Source organism: Pedobacter jamesrossensis, assembly GCF_042650905.1.
In the GTDB taxonomy this organism is placed as follows: Bacteria; Bacteroidota; Bacteroidia; order Sphingobacteriales; family Sphingobacteriaceae; genus Pedobacter; species Pedobacter jamesrossensis.
Genome location: NZ_JBHSBY010000141.1, coordinates 73,332 through 90,575, shown reverse-complemented (window position 1 = coordinate 90,575; position 17,244 = coordinate 73,332). Strand labels below are relative to the sequence as shown.

General features: G+C 36.1%; 9 protein-coding genes. 2 read left to right on the top strand and 7 right to left on the bottom strand.

Annotated elements, in window-relative coordinates; all coding sequences use genetic code 11:
- Nucleotides 1-460: 460 nt before the first annotated feature.
- Nucleotides 461-3,685 (top strand): SusC/RagA family TonB-linked outer membrane protein, encoded by a 3,225-nt coding sequence (locus tag ACFOUY_RS18240; protein ID WP_378962672.1) that lies wholly within the window; start codon nt 461-463, stop codon nt 3,683-3,685.
- A gap of 18 nt (nt 3,686-3,703) precedes the next feature.
- Nucleotides 3,704-5,698, top strand: a complete 1,995-nt coding sequence (locus ACFOUY_RS18235; RefSeq protein WP_378962670.1) for a RagB/SusD family nutrient uptake outer membrane protein — start codon at nt 3,704-3,706, stop codon at nt 5,696-5,698.
- A gap of 339 nt (nt 5,699-6,037) precedes the next feature.
- Here ACFOUY_RS18235 and ACFOUY_RS18230 read toward each other — a convergent pair whose 3' ends face one another.
- The 7 genes from ACFOUY_RS18230 to ACFOUY_RS18200 form a co-directional block, all read right to left on the bottom strand.
- Nucleotides 6,038-8,803 (bottom strand): glycosyl hydrolase, encoded by a 2,766-nt coding sequence (locus tag ACFOUY_RS18230; protein ID WP_378962669.1) that lies wholly within the window; start codon nt 8,801-8,803, stop codon nt 6,038-6,040.
- An 8-nt stretch (nt 8,804-8,811) separates the two neighbouring features.
- Nucleotides 8,812-9,120 (bottom strand): L-rhamnose mutarotase, encoded by a 309-nt coding sequence (rhaM, locus tag ACFOUY_RS18225; protein WP_378962668.1) that lies wholly within the window; start codon nt 9,118-9,120, stop codon nt 8,812-8,814.
- A 45-nt stretch (nt 9,121-9,165) separates the two neighbouring features.
- Entirely contained in the window at nt 9,166-10,293 is a 1,128-nt protein-coding gene (locus tag ACFOUY_RS18220) for a glycoside hydrolase family 88/105 protein (protein ID WP_378962667.1), read from the bottom strand.
- Nucleotides 10,294-10,384: 91 nt separating this feature from the next.
- A complete protein-coding gene (locus ACFOUY_RS18215) occupies nt 10,385-13,291 on the bottom strand; it encodes an exo-beta-1,4-galactosidase (protein WP_378962666.1) in 2,907 nt (968 codons plus the stop codon).
- A 173-nt stretch (nt 13,292-13,464) separates the two neighbouring features.
- Nucleotides 13,465-14,259 carry a rhamnogalacturonan acetylesterase gene (locus ACFOUY_RS18210; RefSeq protein WP_378962665.1) on the bottom strand — a complete coding sequence of 265 codons (795 nt, stop codon included), beginning with the start codon at nt 14,257-14,259 and terminating at the stop codon, nt 13,465-13,467.
- Between the two features lie 83 nt (nt 14,260-14,342).
- Entirely contained in the window at nt 14,343-15,110 is a 768-nt protein-coding gene (locus tag ACFOUY_RS18205) for a rhamnogalacturonan acetylesterase (protein WP_378962664.1), read from the bottom strand.
- 156 nt (nt 15,111-15,266) lie between these two features.
- Nucleotides 15,267-17,048: a rhamnogalacturonan lyase gene (locus tag ACFOUY_RS18200; RefSeq protein ID WP_378962663.1), complete on the bottom strand. Its 1,782-nt coding sequence runs from the start codon at nt 17,046-17,048 to the stop codon at nt 15,267-15,269.
- Nucleotides 17,049-17,244 lie beyond the last annotated feature (196 nt).

Here is a 17,244-nt window from a genome sequence, read left to right as displayed (position 1 = left end):
AGTTCATACAAAATACCCGTCTGAAAACAGTTGTTAGAATATTATATAAATCTAAATAATCTTTCAAACTGTGAACATTTGATTAACCAAATATCATAATGTAGGCTACCTATTTATTGTCTCAAATCAAAAAGCAGCAACGATAATATAACGTGTATTAAAAACGAATCTAATTCTCCGTTATTTGCGGCCAAAACAGGATGGGACAGAATGCATACCTACATTAAAACCTTTAACATAGTATCGAATTTAACCAAATATCCAAATGAATGAATAAACTAATACTTTTTATTTTATCCCGCTAGTTGGTCTGGCGAATCAAAAAAGCGATTAATCCAGTTGAGATTATCGAAAAGACTAATTTATGCTTATTCAATTTCAATCAATAAAAAATTAGAGCATCTATTTAACCAATGCTGTAAATAACTAACCAAATAATCATACTCAATAATTAAAAACTATGTATTTTAATTTACAAACCAAATCACTTTATCTGAGAGATTTAGCAGGGAGAAAAAAACTCCTTACAACAAGTCTTTCCGTGCTCCTTTTGCTCATTACATTTGCCCCGGCTAGTGGAGCAATTGGTTTAAAGAAAACAATTCGAATTGTAGAAAAAGAGCTTAAAAACATTGATGAAACAGTTAAAGGAAAAATTACGGATGAAAAAGGAGAAACCGTAGTTGGCGCTGTCATTAAATTAAAAAACACTAACCTTACCACATCTACTGATGCTAATGGCGCATTTTCAATCGTAATACCTACCGGAATGACAAACCCGATTTTAGTAGTTTCTTACGTTGGATATACCAGTCAGGAAGTTGTGGTAAATGGTCGTTCAAACATTACAATACAAATCAAAAGTGCCGACAATGATTTGGATGAAGTTGTAATTGTTGGTTACAACGCAGTTAAAAAAAGTGACCTTACCGGAGCAGTTGTAAGCATCGGGGCGGAAGAAATAAGATCAAGACCAGTTACTAACGCTTTACAGGCCATACAAGGTAAGGCCGCGGGGGTCGACATTACCTCAAATGAGCGTCCGGGTCAGTTAGGAAGCATTCTAATTCGTGGAGTAAGGTCGTTAACCGCAAGCAATTCTCCTTTATATGTGATAGATGGAATTCCATTACAAGCAGGAGGAATAGACGCTATTAACCCAAACGATATAGAGGCAATTGATATTCTAAAAGATGCATCTGCAACCGCAATTTATGGTTCTAGAGGTGCTAATGGTGTGGTTTTGGTAACAACTAAAAAAGGTAAAGCAGGCAGATTAACAATGGATTATGTTGGTACAGCTACCATTGAAACACTGAATGACAGAGCCGACATAATGAACTCAGGGCAATATATTGAGTTTCGTAGAGATGCATACCGCAGAACTGCTTACCTTAATTCGGTTAATGGAACTACTACCCCATCAATATACGCCTATCCGTTAGTTGCTACACAAGCCGCAGATAGAGAAATTTTCAAGCAAGATCCCTACATGCTTGAAAATGTTGATAAGGGATGGGTAAATGGAGTTTTTAACGGAGATTTAGTTCCAACAACGGATTGGGGTGATCTAGTTACCAGAACTGGAGTTACTCAAGATCATGTGTTAAGTGTGAGCGGAGGTACCGACAAAATTAAAGCCTATGGGTCGTTCGGATATCTTAACCAGGAAGGAACGCAACTGGGTCAGGATTTCGAAAGGTATAGCAGCAAGGTAAGCATCGAAATTAATCCTGTTAAATGGTTTAGAATGGGCGCAAACCTAAATGCAACTTATAGTTTACAAAACTACGGTTTTCAGGCAGCGAGTGCATCAGGCGCTAGTAGTATTTACGCTGCGGCACGTGGCATGTTGCCTATGGCTATTCCTTTTGATGCCAATGGCAACCGAATTAATCTACCAGGAGGAGACATAAACATTCAAAATCCAATACTAGAAGCAGATTACAATATTAATTTAAGAAAAACTTTAAGAACACTTGGTTCTGTTTTTGCAGAAGTTAACATCCTAAAAGGTTTAAAATATCGCATCAACTTCGGCCCCGATTTCTCTAACTTTTATAATGGAAGATACCAAGATGCAAAATCTGTAAATCGTGATGCAGGTGTTCCTGGCTCAATCAATAATTATGCACAGCTAAATCAGAGTAATCGCTTTGCATACACTTTAGATCATTTGTTGTATTATAATAAAACCATTAACAAACATGATTTCGGTTTAACATTTCTTCAAAGTTCTTCTTCTTTCCGAGAAGAATCATCATCATTAACCGGGAGCAAAATATCACTTCCAGCTTCGCTTTGGTATGGCTTGAATACAGCTAACATAACGGGCCTAGATGGATTTAATACAGATTTAAGAAGATCAACATTAGCCTCATACATGGTTAGGGGTAATTATAGTTTCAATAGTAAATATCTTTTAACAGCTTCAGCTCGTTGGGATGGCGCTTCGCAACTTGCAGCAGGTAACAAATGGGATTTTTTCCCATCAGCTGCTCTAGCATGGCGACTTGATCAGGAAGATTTCATGAAAAACATTAAATGGGTTGACCAATTGAAACTGAGAATTGGTGTAGGTAGTACAGGAAATTCATCTGTTGATATTGGAAGTACATTAGGATTGTTGCAACCACTAACTTATACATTTGGAAGTTCTGCTCAAACTGGTTACGTATCATCCGATGCTTCTCTAGCTAGTCCTATCCCACTACCAAATAAGCTGTTAAGCTGGGAAAAAACACTACAATATAATCTCGGTTTAGATTTTGATATCTTAAAAGGAAGAATCAGTGGTTCATTGGATCTATACAAATCAAAAACAACGGATCTTATTTTACTTAAAAAAATTGCTTCAGTTAATGGTTATACAACTTCATACGATAATGTTGGATCCACTAAAAACAAAGGGCTTGATTTAACTTTGAATACTGTAAATCTTAAAACCGATGACTTTAGATGGGAATCTACCTTAAATTTCTCTATGAGTAAAGATGAAATTGTACAGCTTGATAACGGTGACATGGTTAATGATCGTTTCTTTATTGGACAGAGAAATGGCGTTGCTTACGATTTTGTGAAAGAGGGTATCTGGCAAAACACACCTGCTGATTTAGCTGAAATTGCTAAATACAAAGCAAATGGAGTAACTTTCAGCCCGGGTAGTGTAAAAGTTAAAGACTTAAATGGTGATTATAAAATTGATGCCAATAATGACCGTCAAATATTGGGTCACTATAACCCTAGCTGGACAGGTGGCCTTACCAACAGCTTTAGCTACAAAGGTTTCGATCTTTCGATTTTTATTATTGCCAGATACAACTTCTTAATCCAAACAGGCGCAGAGGCTTTACAAGGCCGATTTGCACAAAGAGTTGTCGATTACTGGACACCAACGAACCCAACAAATTCATACCCTGCACCAAACTATGCTAGTGCAGCCGGAGATCAGTACATCAGTGCATTAAATTATCAGGATGCATCTTTCATTAAAATAAGAAATATATCCCTTGGATATAATTTTGATTCGAGCATTGCAAAAAAACTTACGCTATCAAGATTAAGAGTTTATGCACAAGCGATAAACCCGGGCTTAATTTACTCGAATGTGAGCTGGATTGACCCAGATTTGGGTGGTTCTACTTTTAACAGAGGTTTTGTATTTGGAATTAACGCTAGCTTTTAGCAAAAAGAGAAAATGATTATGAAAAAGATTATAAATTTAATATCAGGGGCAGTTCTATTGACCGTACTACTGATTGTCCCGACTTCTTGTAAAAAAAGTTTTTTAGACGAAGAAGTTATAAATTCGCATAACACAGCTGATTTTCAAACAACATTAGGTTTGGATGGATTAGTTATTGGAATGTACCAAAGTTTGAAATTTCATTTTAACTATACCTGGGCATATACTACAACCAATTACGGGGTAGATGAATTTACAGTAGGAGGCGATAGAACCGAGCAAATGTTTAATTCTTATGATGGAAATTTTAATTCACTTTCTGGAGATATTGCCGCATTGTGGGATAATATGTATGGTAATATTAACTCTGCAAACATTGTGATTAAAAATGTACCTGTGTACTATGAAGGCACAAATAAAAATGCCCGCTTAGGTGAAGGGTATTTTATGCGGGCTTTTGATTACTTTAAACTTGTAAAACAATACGGTGGAGTACCTTTAAAACTTGAACCATCGGAAACAGTTCAGGAAGAATTTAGCAGAAATACGGCTAAGGAAGTTTATAACCAGGTAATTGCCGATTTTACCCAAGCCTACGATTTACTTCCGGCAACTGTTAGCGAAAACGGCAGAATTACAAAATGGGCTGCTGCGCACTTTTTAGCTAAAGCTTACTTATTCCGTGCAAGCGAAATTAACAATGACTGGAATACGGATACCAAGACTGCTGATTTGCAAAATGCAGTTAAATTTGCCGATCTTGTAATTAACAGCAGCGGTTTAACGCTTGCAACAAATTTTAGCGACCTTTGGAATTTTACTACTGTTGATGGACCAAATGAGACAAACAAAGAAATTATTTTAGCTGCACAATTTTCAAACAACATAACAACTCAAGGCCGTTACGGTAACCAAATTCATCTTTACTATCCTTCAATTTATCAAACTTTGCCTGGCATGGTTCGTGATTTGGCCGGCGGGCGTGAATTCCAAAGATTAAGATCTACAGATTATGCTTTGGATGTATTTGACCGTGTAAATGACTCGAGATTTTGGAAAAGCTTTAAAACACGATATGTAAGCAACAATCCTGCGAGTGCACCTAAATGGACAGCGGCTACTGCACCTACCCCGGCTCAGGTTGGTCAGGCTAAATTTGTTGGTGGCGAAGAATCTGTTTTATACATTGTTAATAATGCAGGGGATACCAGATATACGCCTGCCACTGCAAGTGCAACGTTAAGTACTGATATTAGTCGCCGTAAACCAAGCATGTTTGTGCGTTACTTTTCTGGCGAATCGCAAAGTTATTTAAATGCCCATGGAAATACAGGTGTAAGCCAGTTTGTTGCATTATCTAAATTTATGGATGGTTCTAGGAACTTAGTTGCTTCCCAATTTGGTCAACGCGATGGTATTTTAGCTCGCTTGGCTGAAACCTACCTTATTGCGGCTGAAGCTCATGGAAGATTAGGACAATTTGCAATGGCCGTTACGTATTTAAATAAAATTAGAGATCGAGCTGCATATAAAGATGGAGAAAACAGAGAATCATATGTAGACGGTGGAGTTTCATACAAAACAAATCCTGCTACAAATGCAACTGCATTATCTTCATATTCTGACAAAAATACTTATTTCGAATCGAACAATATTCCGGTAACCAATGCAAACACGTTAACATCAATGCACTTAAATAGTGAAGCAGATGTTTTCAATTCTAATAAGGATTTTTATGATAAAATCGGGGCCTCTTCACAAACTGATAAATTCATTGCATTTATTTTAAACGAACGTTCAAGAGAATTAATGGGCGAGCTAATGAGGTGGGAAGATTTAGCCAGAACCAAAACTTTAGTTGCCAGAACCGCAGCCTTTAATACGGAGGCTAAACCTGTTGCTACTAAAGATTACCTTCGCCCTATTCCACAATCATTTTTAGATGTGGTTAAAAGTAATGGTTCGGCTTTATCATCAACCCAAAAGCAAGCATTACAAAATCCAGGGTGGTAAAATCCGCTAAAAAATAATATATAACGAAAGCTCAATTATTGGAAAAATGATTGAGCTTTCGTCATGCTGAGGGTTAATTTATTTCATAAAAATCAACATAAATGACACCAACGGTAAGTAAACTAAGTGAATGAATGATTATGCTCTGTTAAGACACGGACCATGGAGCAGCTTAGGTTTTCTTAGATCTTAGATCGTTAAAAATATCCGTTTATAGAACGTCGACGTTAGCTAAACTGCGCATCATAATGCTTTAGTAGAAACTAATTTAAGAACCGTTACTGTTGCATTACGATTCCCATTTTCATGGGAATGACGAATAAAATAAATATTATTTAATCAATAATAAGGCGTTATTGTTACCGGTCCAATTAATCCTGATGGCATTAAAGACCATTTCGAGGCATCAAAAGGTTTATAATCAATGTTTACAAAATTGATTTCGTGATAATTCCTCCATTGAATTTTTTTAATATCCATTTCGCGAATGCGATTAGCCATAAGGTTAACCACTTCTACTTTTATGGTATTATTTCCTGTTTTCAGGTATTTGCCAATTCTGGTTTGAAAAGGAATACTCCATAAAATACCTACTTCCTTTCCGTTAATCCAAACTTTTGCGCTTTCATTAACCTGATTAAGATTTAAAATATACTCTTTACCCGTTTTTGAAGCCAACGTAAATGTTGATGTATAAACTCCAGTTCCTGAAAAGGCTGCAAGTTTAGGTTCTTTCAATTCAGTCCATGAAACAAGCTTATCCAGTTTCTGGCTAGCAGGAATCTCTGGTCCGCCAGCAGTAAAATGCAGTGACCACGAGTTGTTTAAATCGATTTTCTTTCCTTCTTTATTTAGGTAATTCCAGGCTATGTTTTGTAATTGGTTGGTTGAAACATTAAGAAAAAGTGTTTCCCCAGATTTAATCTGAACACGAACCTTATTGCCTTGCATGGCACCTGTGCCAATCATTCCATTTTGAGGATCTAATAAAGTCATCTTTCCAATGCTATTTATAGGTAAATAAGTATCAATATCTTTGGCGGTATGGTTTACTAAATAATAAATGGTTTCCTCATTATTTTTCCTTCTGATAAACTTTAAACCTGTATCCGTTAATTCTTCTCTTTTAATAGAATCCTGAGCGAGTGCCATTCTAATATTCTCAGTCAATAAAATTTGCCCTTTGCCTATTTTGTACGTTAAAATTTCGTTGCCAGACTGAGCAAAAATAAATTTTGATAAGGTAGCTTTAAGCTTTGCTCTTCTATTCTCCAAATCATTTAAGCCCGGAACATCTTTTGGCAATGCCTGAAAAATAACAGTTGCACCATCATTAGCCAGTTTGATAATATTATCTAAAGTTTGAAGATTTATGAAGTAACTTGAAGGTACAATTAATACTTTATAGGGTGATGCGTTTTGCGCTGTCTGCAACTCGTTAACTTTGGTAACCGTGTTACTCAATAATCTATCGGATGCAAAATCAAAGGAATAACCCGCCTTTGTTAAATCTTGCGATAACTTGTAAAAAGCAGTTGGATGCAGCCATTCATCTACATCGTGTACTTTTAAGGCCATATCTAGTCCTTTTGCATTGTTCCAAATATCATAAATTGGCCAATAAATTAGCAGCTCATTTTCTGGTTTTCCTATTTGAAGCATCGATTGGCAACGGGCAATATAATTGTTCAATCCTTGAGCCTGGGGCCACAAACTATTGTTGGGATTCATTTCAATTGATGCATAAAACAACCAGCCAGGCCATGGAATATTTGCCGGTGAATTGGTTGTACCATGATAAAATATATGATTTATACCCGAAAGAAATAGGTTTTCAGCTTCTGGTTTACACTGTGAGTACGAAGTTTTAAAATGCTCGGTGAGCCAAGTAAATGTTTCTGATGAAACCAATTTTTTACCTCCTGTGTGTGCTGCCGATGAAGCAAATTTACTCATAATGGGATCTGGATCCACATTTCTGATATCGGCAGAATCTCTACGAAGCCCGGCAATTGCAAAAGCACTCGAACCGAAAGTTTCGGTTTCAGGAATGTCAACGGCTCCATAGAGATCAAGTAAATTCCCCGGCGAACCATGAGATTGATTTTTAGTTAAAGATTTAAGTCCATGTGCCCAGTTAGTCCAGTTTTTAGTGAAATTATTTAATAGCAATTCGTCCATTGTTTCCCGGTAATCAGACTTTAAACGGGCAATACTTTCGTTGGTAGAATCTTTGCTAACTAAATCCATAATATGTTTAGCAAGGTCATATCCTCTATTCTTTTTAAATTCGGCAAAAAAAGTTGGAGTCCATGTTGCACCATAAACTTCATAGCTATCATTAAAAAACGACCGCACTCCTTGCGGTTTATTATTAAATGAATCTGTAAACCATTTTAAATAAACATCAACTGATTTTTTGTCTAAATGATCAAGCGTAAATCCTTCTCCACCTGGAGCAGCACGTTTTACCATCTGCCTGGTTTTACCGGCAAAAGCTGCATAAATGTTCCAAACTCCAGATTTTGGCGACCAGTTTAAAGAACCATCTTTTTGAACAGCAGAAAGTAAATCTTCTGTTTCTCCTTCCGAGCCATAAGCCGTAACCGCCTGAAGTACAGCAAAATCTTGCTTAGCTTCTTTCGCCTTAATCTTTTCAGTTAATTTTTCTCCTCCATTTAATTTATAATTCTGGATAATCAACTTCGTTGCAGCATACTCGGGTTTTACCTGCGGACCACCAAATGGCCAGCCTGTGCCGGTGTTCATATCTACGCCCATATCCAAAATATTGGCTTTTTTAACAGTATAATTTAGCGCATTCATCCATTGAGGAGATAAAAACTGAAGGTATTGTTGTTCGAAACCAACAGCACCATAAATTGGCGTAATTTCAACCCCACCCAAACCAGCATCTTTATATTGCTGCAAAACATAATCAAGATTTTTTTCGTCAACTGCATTTCCCATCCACCACCATCTTGTCCATGGTTTCATTTGATTTTCAACTTTTGGCCAGTTAAGCATCCCTTTGGCAGAAGATTGTGCCTGAACTAAATTACTAAAGAAAATACCAGCTAAAATTAGCAAGAAAACTTTTTTCATGTGTATTGTTAGTCGAGATGAAAAACCATTTCTAAAGGAATACTTTTAGGAGAATTATCAGCATTTACTTCCATAATATCGGCCATATATGCCCACCATTTCCGTACAATTTCGTTTGCACCTAAATCTTGTGACGAGTTTCCGTTTTGCTGTTGAACGGCAAAAAGTGTATCTGTTTCTTCGTCTAAGAATATCGAATAATCACTCACGCTATTTTCTTTTAAAAGAGCAGATAACTCCGGCCAAATCTGATTATGACGCCTTGTATACTCTTCACCGAAACCTGGTTTAAGCTTCATTTTAAATGCAATTTTCATTTTTTATAGATTAAACTTTATCTCTGCAAGGGCTTTTTATAACCACTAAATTTTCAACTTATAAACCTCTGTTCCTGCTAATAAAAAACACCCTAAGCCATAATCCTCAAAATCTGGCATGCTTGTATAACTTACTGGCTGCCCATCTTTTGGTTCTTTGCCTGTTCCTTGCATAAAACCAATAAATCCATTTTCCTGAACTGCATCTTTTGTCATTCCGTTCCAGGCTTTGGATATAATTGGGAGGTAAGTTGCCTTATCTAAAATACCTTGATTAACGCCCCATGCCATACCGTAAACAAACAAAGCGGTACCCGAAGTTTCTTTGCCTCCGAAATGATTTGGATCATGTAAGCTCACATTCCAAAAACCATCTACACGCTGTAAAGGAACTAAAGCTTTGATCATTTCATGATAAGTTTTTAAATACTCATCGTATCCTATAGCATCTTTAGGCATAGTTTCTAAAACTCGAACGAATGCGGCAATTACCCATCCGTTACCACGCGACCAATAGCAATCTTCGCCATTTGGTTCTTTATATGGTGGAACAAAATCTTTATCTCGCCACCAAAGACCATCTTTCGCATTATACAAACCGCCACCTTCGATATTTTTGCTGTGGAGATACATTTTATACATGTATTCGTAATAGCTATTATCGTTGTACAATTTACCGAGTTTAGCAAAAACAGGCATAGCCATTTGCAAAGCATCAATCCAGGTCCAATCATTAACCTTACCCGATTGAATCATCAAATCCATCGATGCCTTAATATCTTTTACACGTTCAGGTTTTTTATCAATATTATATAAGTCAATGTAGGTTTGCCCGCAAGCCTGATCATCACCATTACGCGTTTTTATACCGTTTCTTAAACCCCAATTATGTTTTTCTCCCCATTGAACAGCGTAATTATAATATTCTTTTTTAGGGTGAATTTCATAAAGCTTCATCAAACCTTCGTAATAAACGGCTCTTGTCCAGATATTACTGGGCCTTTCTCTATTGGTAAATATAGATTTTCCGGCATCGGGCCACTTATTCATAAAGTAAACATTGGTCGATTTAAGAACTTTTAAAATTTCTTTCTTTTTTGGAAGTTTCTGTGCAAAAACCAGCTGGGTTATTAAAGTTGAAATTAAAATTGCAGTTATGCTTATTTTTTTCATCTGTGGTATATTTAAATTATTATTATCGTGCACGAAGCATTTTTTTTTTACGAGTAAGATTTTAACACCTTACGATAACAAATATTTTTATTTAGTTAGATTTTGGTTTAGGTTTTAATTCATCCGGACTATCCTTTGTAAAAGTATCAAATTGTAATTTTGAAGGGCTTTCGAATATATCTTTCACCGTATTAAAGGCAACTTCATATTTAGGATTGAATTTATCAGATGACATATATTGTTGTAAACTGAAATATAATTGTTGTGCTGCAGGTGCATCTTTCAAATCGGGACTAAGATTAGCGCTTGAAACCACAAGTTTTCCTTTGCCAACTCTAGCCTCTAAAACCAAAGCTAATCTGCGGTTTAAAAACCAGGTATCTATCGGCTGAATAATCGGTTTAAATCCTGAAGGAAAATCTTCCAGATTCATTACCTGCGCTTTATTTACAATCTCCCACCATTGCATATTACTATAACTTTCGGTAGGAAAATTAGCAAAGGCAGGATTTTTCGGATCGCAAAGAATACCTAAAGTATGCGGAGGACGCATTTTAAACCACGAAGTATTCCAAAAAACAGGTAAAAATGTTTGTACCACTTCTTTACCTTTTACCACTTTTCCTGCGGCATTTAAAAATACAGTTCCCCCTTCATCTAAAACCTTTTTGGCTTGTTCATCCAATTTATTGGTGTAGTAAAAGTTTGTTTTCAATTTAGGAAGTTCTGCCGGATAAACCCAGAAACTCCAATCGTTAGCAAACTCAGTACCATCGATAACAACTTCTAAATTAAGTTTAGCAGCTTTTTTAATCGTATTCAGCTCAAACCTAATATTCCCGATTTGAATACAATTTGTAACGGGCAAAGTCTTTTTAGCGAAATTTCCTTTAGCTAACACAATCCCCGTAACATCCTTTATCGACCATGAAATTTTAGCATTTGTTAAGGATGCTTGTCCAAAATGAGCAACTTCAACTCCTGCATCTAACGTTTCGTTATTGGTATAAACAAACTTTGGCACTTTCAGCAATGGCACTGTACTATTACTAAAGCGTTTAAATTCTTTTGCAGTGATGTAACCCTTCTCATCCCAAAAGGCATCCAAAACACCTACTAAAGCCGTTCCTTGACCCGGATAATCGTTTAACGACAGTAATTGATAGCCATTATAATTGGGTGTTCTTAAAGCCTTCTCAATTTCATTTTTATAGCAGAGTGCTTGCAATTTACCCGATGACATTAAAAAATCCTTTGCCTGATCGGCCATATTATGATCGGCTAAATCTTCCTGAAACATTTCAAAGTTTCTGGCTTTGTAAACGCCGGTATATTTTTTCATTTCCTCAAAATTTGGAAAAGCGCAATATTGCCCCATCTCATGTGCCACAAAAGGAACCGTAAATTGCTCAATTTGCTTAGCATAGGTAGAAATACTTTCTGGTTTTTTACCCCAATCTAAACCTCTTGCACCTGCACGAACCATAAATTCATTATTAGGAATAACAGGCCAACTCCCGCCTACTGATGCTCCTGTATATAATCTTCGGGAGTCTTTCGCCTTCCAATAATTGTTAAATTTTGTTAGATATTCTACCTGTCGCCCGCGAGGTTCATTGCCATAAGCCATCATACAAAACGAAGCATAATTGCCATAATTCTTTGTCATGCGGTTAGTTTCATCATATATAAATTGATCAATTGGTTTCCCATCACCAATCGATGTACCATGATTTGCCCAACTCGGACCTTCCGGCTGAAGATAAAAGCCTGTTAAATCTGCCGCAATAAAAGCTGCTTCCGGAGGGCACCAAGAATGAAAACGCATGTGGTTTAATCCGTGCGCTTTCGAAATTTTAAAAATTCTTTCCCAGGCTGCCACATCCATTGAAGGGTAACCTGTTAACGGAAATTCGCAATTGTTAACTGTTCCACGCAAGAAAACCGGGCGACCGTTAATTTCAAAACTTCGACCAACAGCTTTAAACTCTCTCATTCCAAATTGGATTTCCTTTTGATCTTTTTTACCATCATTAGCTAATAAAGTAGCTGTTAAGCGGTATAAAGCTGGGTCAAACTCATCCCAAGTTGCAATTTTATCACCCATTGGGAAATCGATTTCTAAAATATTGGTTCCATTTTTAATTTGATATGGAACAGTAATCGATTTTACCTGAATACTATTTTTAGTATTAAAACTTTTAGCTGATAAAGTGATTTTTCCTCCAGAAGAAATTGTTGAATTTGCTTTAAGTTCAATTTTTACTTTTGCAGATTTTTTCTTTAAATCCGGATAAACCTGAATATCTTCAAAATAAACTGGAGAACCTGCTTGTAAGAACATTTTACCTACTACACCATTCCAGTTTCCTTGCGTATGATCTGTTAAACTATGCGAATCTTGACCAACATTTATCGCTTTAATTCGATTATCAATAAGCAAAGTAATTGTATGTTTCCCTGTTTTTAAATTAGCAGGAAGCTCGAAATTTTGTGCCACCACAAAAGTAAATTGTGTACCAATCTCTACATCATCTACCCAAACTCGAGTTTCTGAATGTGAGTATTCTAATGATAAAACCACCCGTTTTTCTTGCCAGTTAGCAGGTATATCTACATCTTTTTGGTACCATGCTGCACCTGTGTAATGCTTAGCCGGGGTTAACCAAAAAGGGATTTTGAGGTTTCCTGGTTTACGGTATTTTTCCAATCGTGGGTGAAAATAGTAAGAGCTATCGTAAATGCTACCTGTCCATTTTGTTTTTAATGTAATATCATCTCCTTTTAGATTTTCTGCCATAGAGCCTGGCAAATTTATACTTTCCGGCAAAACAGAAGAATACCATTTAGCCTTTACCCCTTCATCTTTAGCATCAATTTTAAATCTCCATTTGCCTTTTAACGAAATAGTTTGCGCTAAAGAGCAAGTTGAAAAAACAGCAATTAAACATATAGTGGCTGCTATCCATTTGGTAAAAAGCAATATTTTAATCTGCATAATTTATTTTGAATGCAAGGCATTCTTTATATCTAGTTAAAAGATACTATTATAGGATTTAAAATAAATATGGGCAACCTGTGGTGTCCTGTTTAAGTGGTTATAGATATGGAAAGTAAGCCTAACTATCCCACGCACCTTTATAAAATCTATAAATCATTTTGAACAGTTTGTTATTTTAAATACCTTTTAAGCTTATTAGAATTCATTGCCTTAACACCTTCAATAACTAAAGTTGCATTTATCTTTGCACCTGCCTCATTAGTATGCGTATGGTCTTTTTCTGTAAAATAAGCTTGTACTTCATTAGCTGATAAAGCTGAGTATTTATCTTTAATCAATTGATTTAGTGGGATAAAAGCTACTTTTTCTTCCTTTGCTATTTCTTGAGCCCAAGATGAATAACTATCATCCACTAAAGCTACATTACCATCCTTAACCGGATTACGGGGAATCGGTGAACATATAATTGGTGTTGCACCTTTAGCCCTAATATCAGCAACAAACTTGCGCATATAATAACCATAGGTGTAAACTGTCTCTGGTTTTTTCTTAATTGGGTTGTAAATATTTTTACTTTCCATTCCAATTCCTTTAATGGTACCACGGGCGCGGGCAGTATCATCCAATGGGCTATTATCATTATGACCGAATTGCATCATAACATAATCTCCTTTTTTTATTTTTACCAAAACAGTTCCCCATAAACCATTTGTTTGGAAGGTTCTACTACTTGTTCCGCCTAAAGCATCATTTTCTACATTGATTTTTTCACTATTAAAAAAACTTTCGATAAAACTTCCCCATCCCCATAAAGAGCCATCGCCCTTACCTTTGCCATTTTTAACAGTAGAATCGCCGATTAAGAATAAAGTTGGTTTTACTTTTTGTTTTAAGATGATAAATGAAGAAAAGATAATAAATGCACCAGAAAAGATTAAGCCTAAATATATTTTATTTAATTTCATTTGATAATTGATTTTCTTAAGATTCCATTTGAGCTAATTGATTTATTTGTACAAATAAATCGCAATCAATACGACTATTTAATTTATAACAAATAGTTTTTCAGTTTACAGCCTTTTAATTTTCTAATTCCTTCTACAACAGATTGAGCGTTTACTTTTGCACCTTCTAAATTAGTGTGTGTATGGTCTGTTGGGAAAAAGGCTTTTACTTTTTCTGGCCCCATGATATCGTATTTATCACTCGTAATTTTATTTAGATCCACGAAATAAGTATGCTCCTGTTGAGCTACTTCTGCAGCCCATTTCCCAAAATCTTTATCAGCACGAATTACCTTACCTTCTCTAAATTCATTTCTCGGAATCATAGAAACTACAATTGCCGTTGCGCCTTTGGCTTTTGTTTCGCGAACAAACTTGCGAATATACCAGCCGTAAGTGTGCACAATTTCTACTTTTCCATCAGGCCATGTAAGTGCTTTCGTTTCTTCTCCAATTCCTTTTAACACTCCTCTTCTACCCGATTTGGTTGTATCAGGCTCACTTCCATCATTGTGTCCAAACTGTATAGTTACAAAATCTCCAGGTTTTAAAGTTTCTAAAACTTTACTCCATCTTCCTTCTGAAAGAAATGTTCTTGTACTTCTGCCTGCCATGGCGTTATTTTCTACGTAAATTTTTGTAGTATCAAAAAGAGTCGCAATAGGTGTTCCCCAACCCCAGGTTTCCTTATTTAAATTTCGAACAGTTGAGTCACCGATGGTGTGCAATATTGGTTTGCCGGGTTTAATAAATGCAGAAGCAATCAATATTATTCCTGCTGCAAGGAGTATTTTAATTTTCGTTGATTTCATTTATACTTTTATTTTATCAAATTCTAGCCCCAATCCCATGGTCTGTGTCTTCACAGAACATCATAGTTAATTCACTCAGTTTACTTATTTGTTTTTCATTAAAATCATTTTTTTTATATGAATGTTGATAACCCGACATAGGACTAATTTTATAACTCATTTAAATAATTTCTTAGGTTCTACAAGTATAATATTCGGTTTTGGAGCCTTATTCATTCCATAACCAAAATAAAAACCAGTATGAGGTGGTTGATTATAACCAACATTTTGCCAGGCAATACTTAAACGATATTGCGGATCGTGCATTAGTGTGTAGCTTCTATTCTCTGTTGGAATGGTTGTGGTGTAAATTCTCAGGCTTTGGTTATCATAAGTTCTAAGAATCAATTCTTCACGCCAATCGCCAAAAATATCAGCACTTAATACTGGGGTAGATTTCGTTCCATTATTAGATATTGTTCCATTGGCGGTTAAAAGTCGGCTGCCATTATATTTATCAATATGGTTTCCATCTAAAAGCTCTCGTGATAAATCTGTATCCCAGTAAATTAAAAAATTAGTAGAGATTGGTTGTTCTCCAATTCTATTGCCTTTTATATCAAACAATCCATTTGAGCCAGACCACCACATTTGGGCACCAACCCTAGTGTTATCAATATTATCGGCAACGCCTCTGCCTACATCTTCATCATCAGAACCATGCCACAAAATTTTACCAGTTTTAGCATCATAAACAGCAACCCCTGCACCATGTGTCCCTTCTTCTATTTCATGAACACCAAATACTTCTAATCCCGGGCGTTCAGGATCTAAATCAGAAACATGTATTGCATCCCCATGTCTAAGGCCAGTGGTATATAAACCTTTACCATTATCATCCACACACATAGAACCGAAAATAATTTCATCTTTTCCATCTCCATCAACATCTGCAACGGTTAGGTTATGGTTTCCTTGTCCCGAAAAAGGGTTTTTACCATTTTTTGTATCGAAAACCCACCGCGATGTGAGTTTACCTTCACGCCAATCCCAGGCAGCGATAACAGTGCGTCCATAATAACCACGGCACATTACCACACTTGGATGAATGCCATCAAGGTAAGCGATGCAGGCATTAAATCTATCAACTCGATTTCCTGTACTATCGTTTTTACCATTACCACCTTTACCACCCCATGCACCAATATCTCCCCTTGTAGGTATGTAATCAGTTGTAGCCAAAGCTACTCCGGTTTTTCCGCTAAAGATGGTAAAAAACTCAGGTCCATCTAATATTTTTCCGTTTAAATTTCGATAATCTTTAGTCGAATCTCCAATTACTTTTCCTTTTCCATCAATCGATCCGTCTGCAGTTTTACAGGCAAATTCTGCAATGCCATCGCCATCCAAATCGTAAACCATAAATTGGGTATAATGTGCACCTTCTCTAATATTTTTACCTAAATTGATTTCCCAGAGCAATGTGCCATCCATTTTATATGCTTGAAAAATTGGCGGATCGGTTGTTCCTTTCGAAGAATTATCACGGCCTCGCCCGGTTTGATGAAGGATAATTTCGTATTCGCCATCCCCGTCAAGATCACCTACCGATGCATCATTGGGTGTGTATCCTTCGGGCGTTTTTAATGGGATGTTTAAATATTGCTGAACAGGGGTTTTAGCCCCTAAAACAAAACCTTTACTACTTTCATTTTCTTGTGAATTAACAATTGATTTTACAAAATAACTATTATCTGAACTGGTATTTACGCCAACATCAATAAAATTTGTTCCTTTGGTTATCGGCTCTTTATTGAGCTTTTTTGCACTTTCTGTTCCTGTTTTTCGATAAAGGTTAAAGCCAATATCATCAGGTTCTGTACCTAAAATACGCCAGCTTACAAAAACAGAATCTGCGCCTTTGCGAACTGCAACTACACCCCGACCCAATTTTTCCATTTGACGTTGCGCAAATAAATTAATTAAACAATAAAGCATTAATGCTAAAAAAATATATTTTACTTTATAACACATACATAATGGCTTGAATTTTAGTTTTAAACATCTTTCTATATCAAACTGAATAGTTGTTTTGTAATAAGCTAATCGGCTGTACAATCTAAATAGTTATATTAAAAACCGCATCCTGTAGCAT

Bases quoted from the DNA above. Each gene is read 5' to 3' on its own strand.
- ACFOUY_RS18240 (WP_378962672.1), top strand. From the start codon at position 461: ATGTATTTTAATTTACAAACCAAATCACTTTATCTGAGAGATTTAGCA.
- ACFOUY_RS18235 (WP_378962670.1), top strand. From the start codon at position 3,704: ATGAAAAAGATTATAAATTTAATATCAGGGGCAGTTCTATTGACCGTA.
- ACFOUY_RS18230 (WP_378962669.1), bottom strand. From the start codon at position 8,803: ATGAAAAAAGTTTTCTTGCTAATTTTAGCTGGTATTTTCTTTAGTAAT.
- rhaM (WP_378962668.1), bottom strand. From the start codon at position 9,120: ATGAAAATTGCATTTAAAATGAAGCTTAAACCAGGTTTCGGTGAAGAG.
- ACFOUY_RS18220 (WP_378962667.1), bottom strand. From the start codon at position 10,293: ATGAAAAAAATAAGCATAACTGCAATTTTAATTTCAACTTTAATAACC.
- ACFOUY_RS18215 (WP_378962666.1), bottom strand. From the start codon at position 13,291: ATGCAGATTAAAATATTGCTTTTTACCAAATGGATAGCAGCCACTATA.
- ACFOUY_RS18210 (WP_378962665.1), bottom strand. From the start codon at position 14,259: ATGAAATTAAATAAAATATATTTAGGCTTAATCTTTTCTGGTGCATTT.
- ACFOUY_RS18205 (WP_378962664.1), bottom strand. From the start codon at position 15,110: ATGAAATCAACGAAAATTAAAATACTCCTTGCAGCAGGAATAATATTG.
- ACFOUY_RS18200 (WP_378962663.1), bottom strand. From the start codon at position 17,048: ATGGAAAAATTGGGTCGGGGTGTAGTTGCAGTTCGCAAAGGCGCAGAT.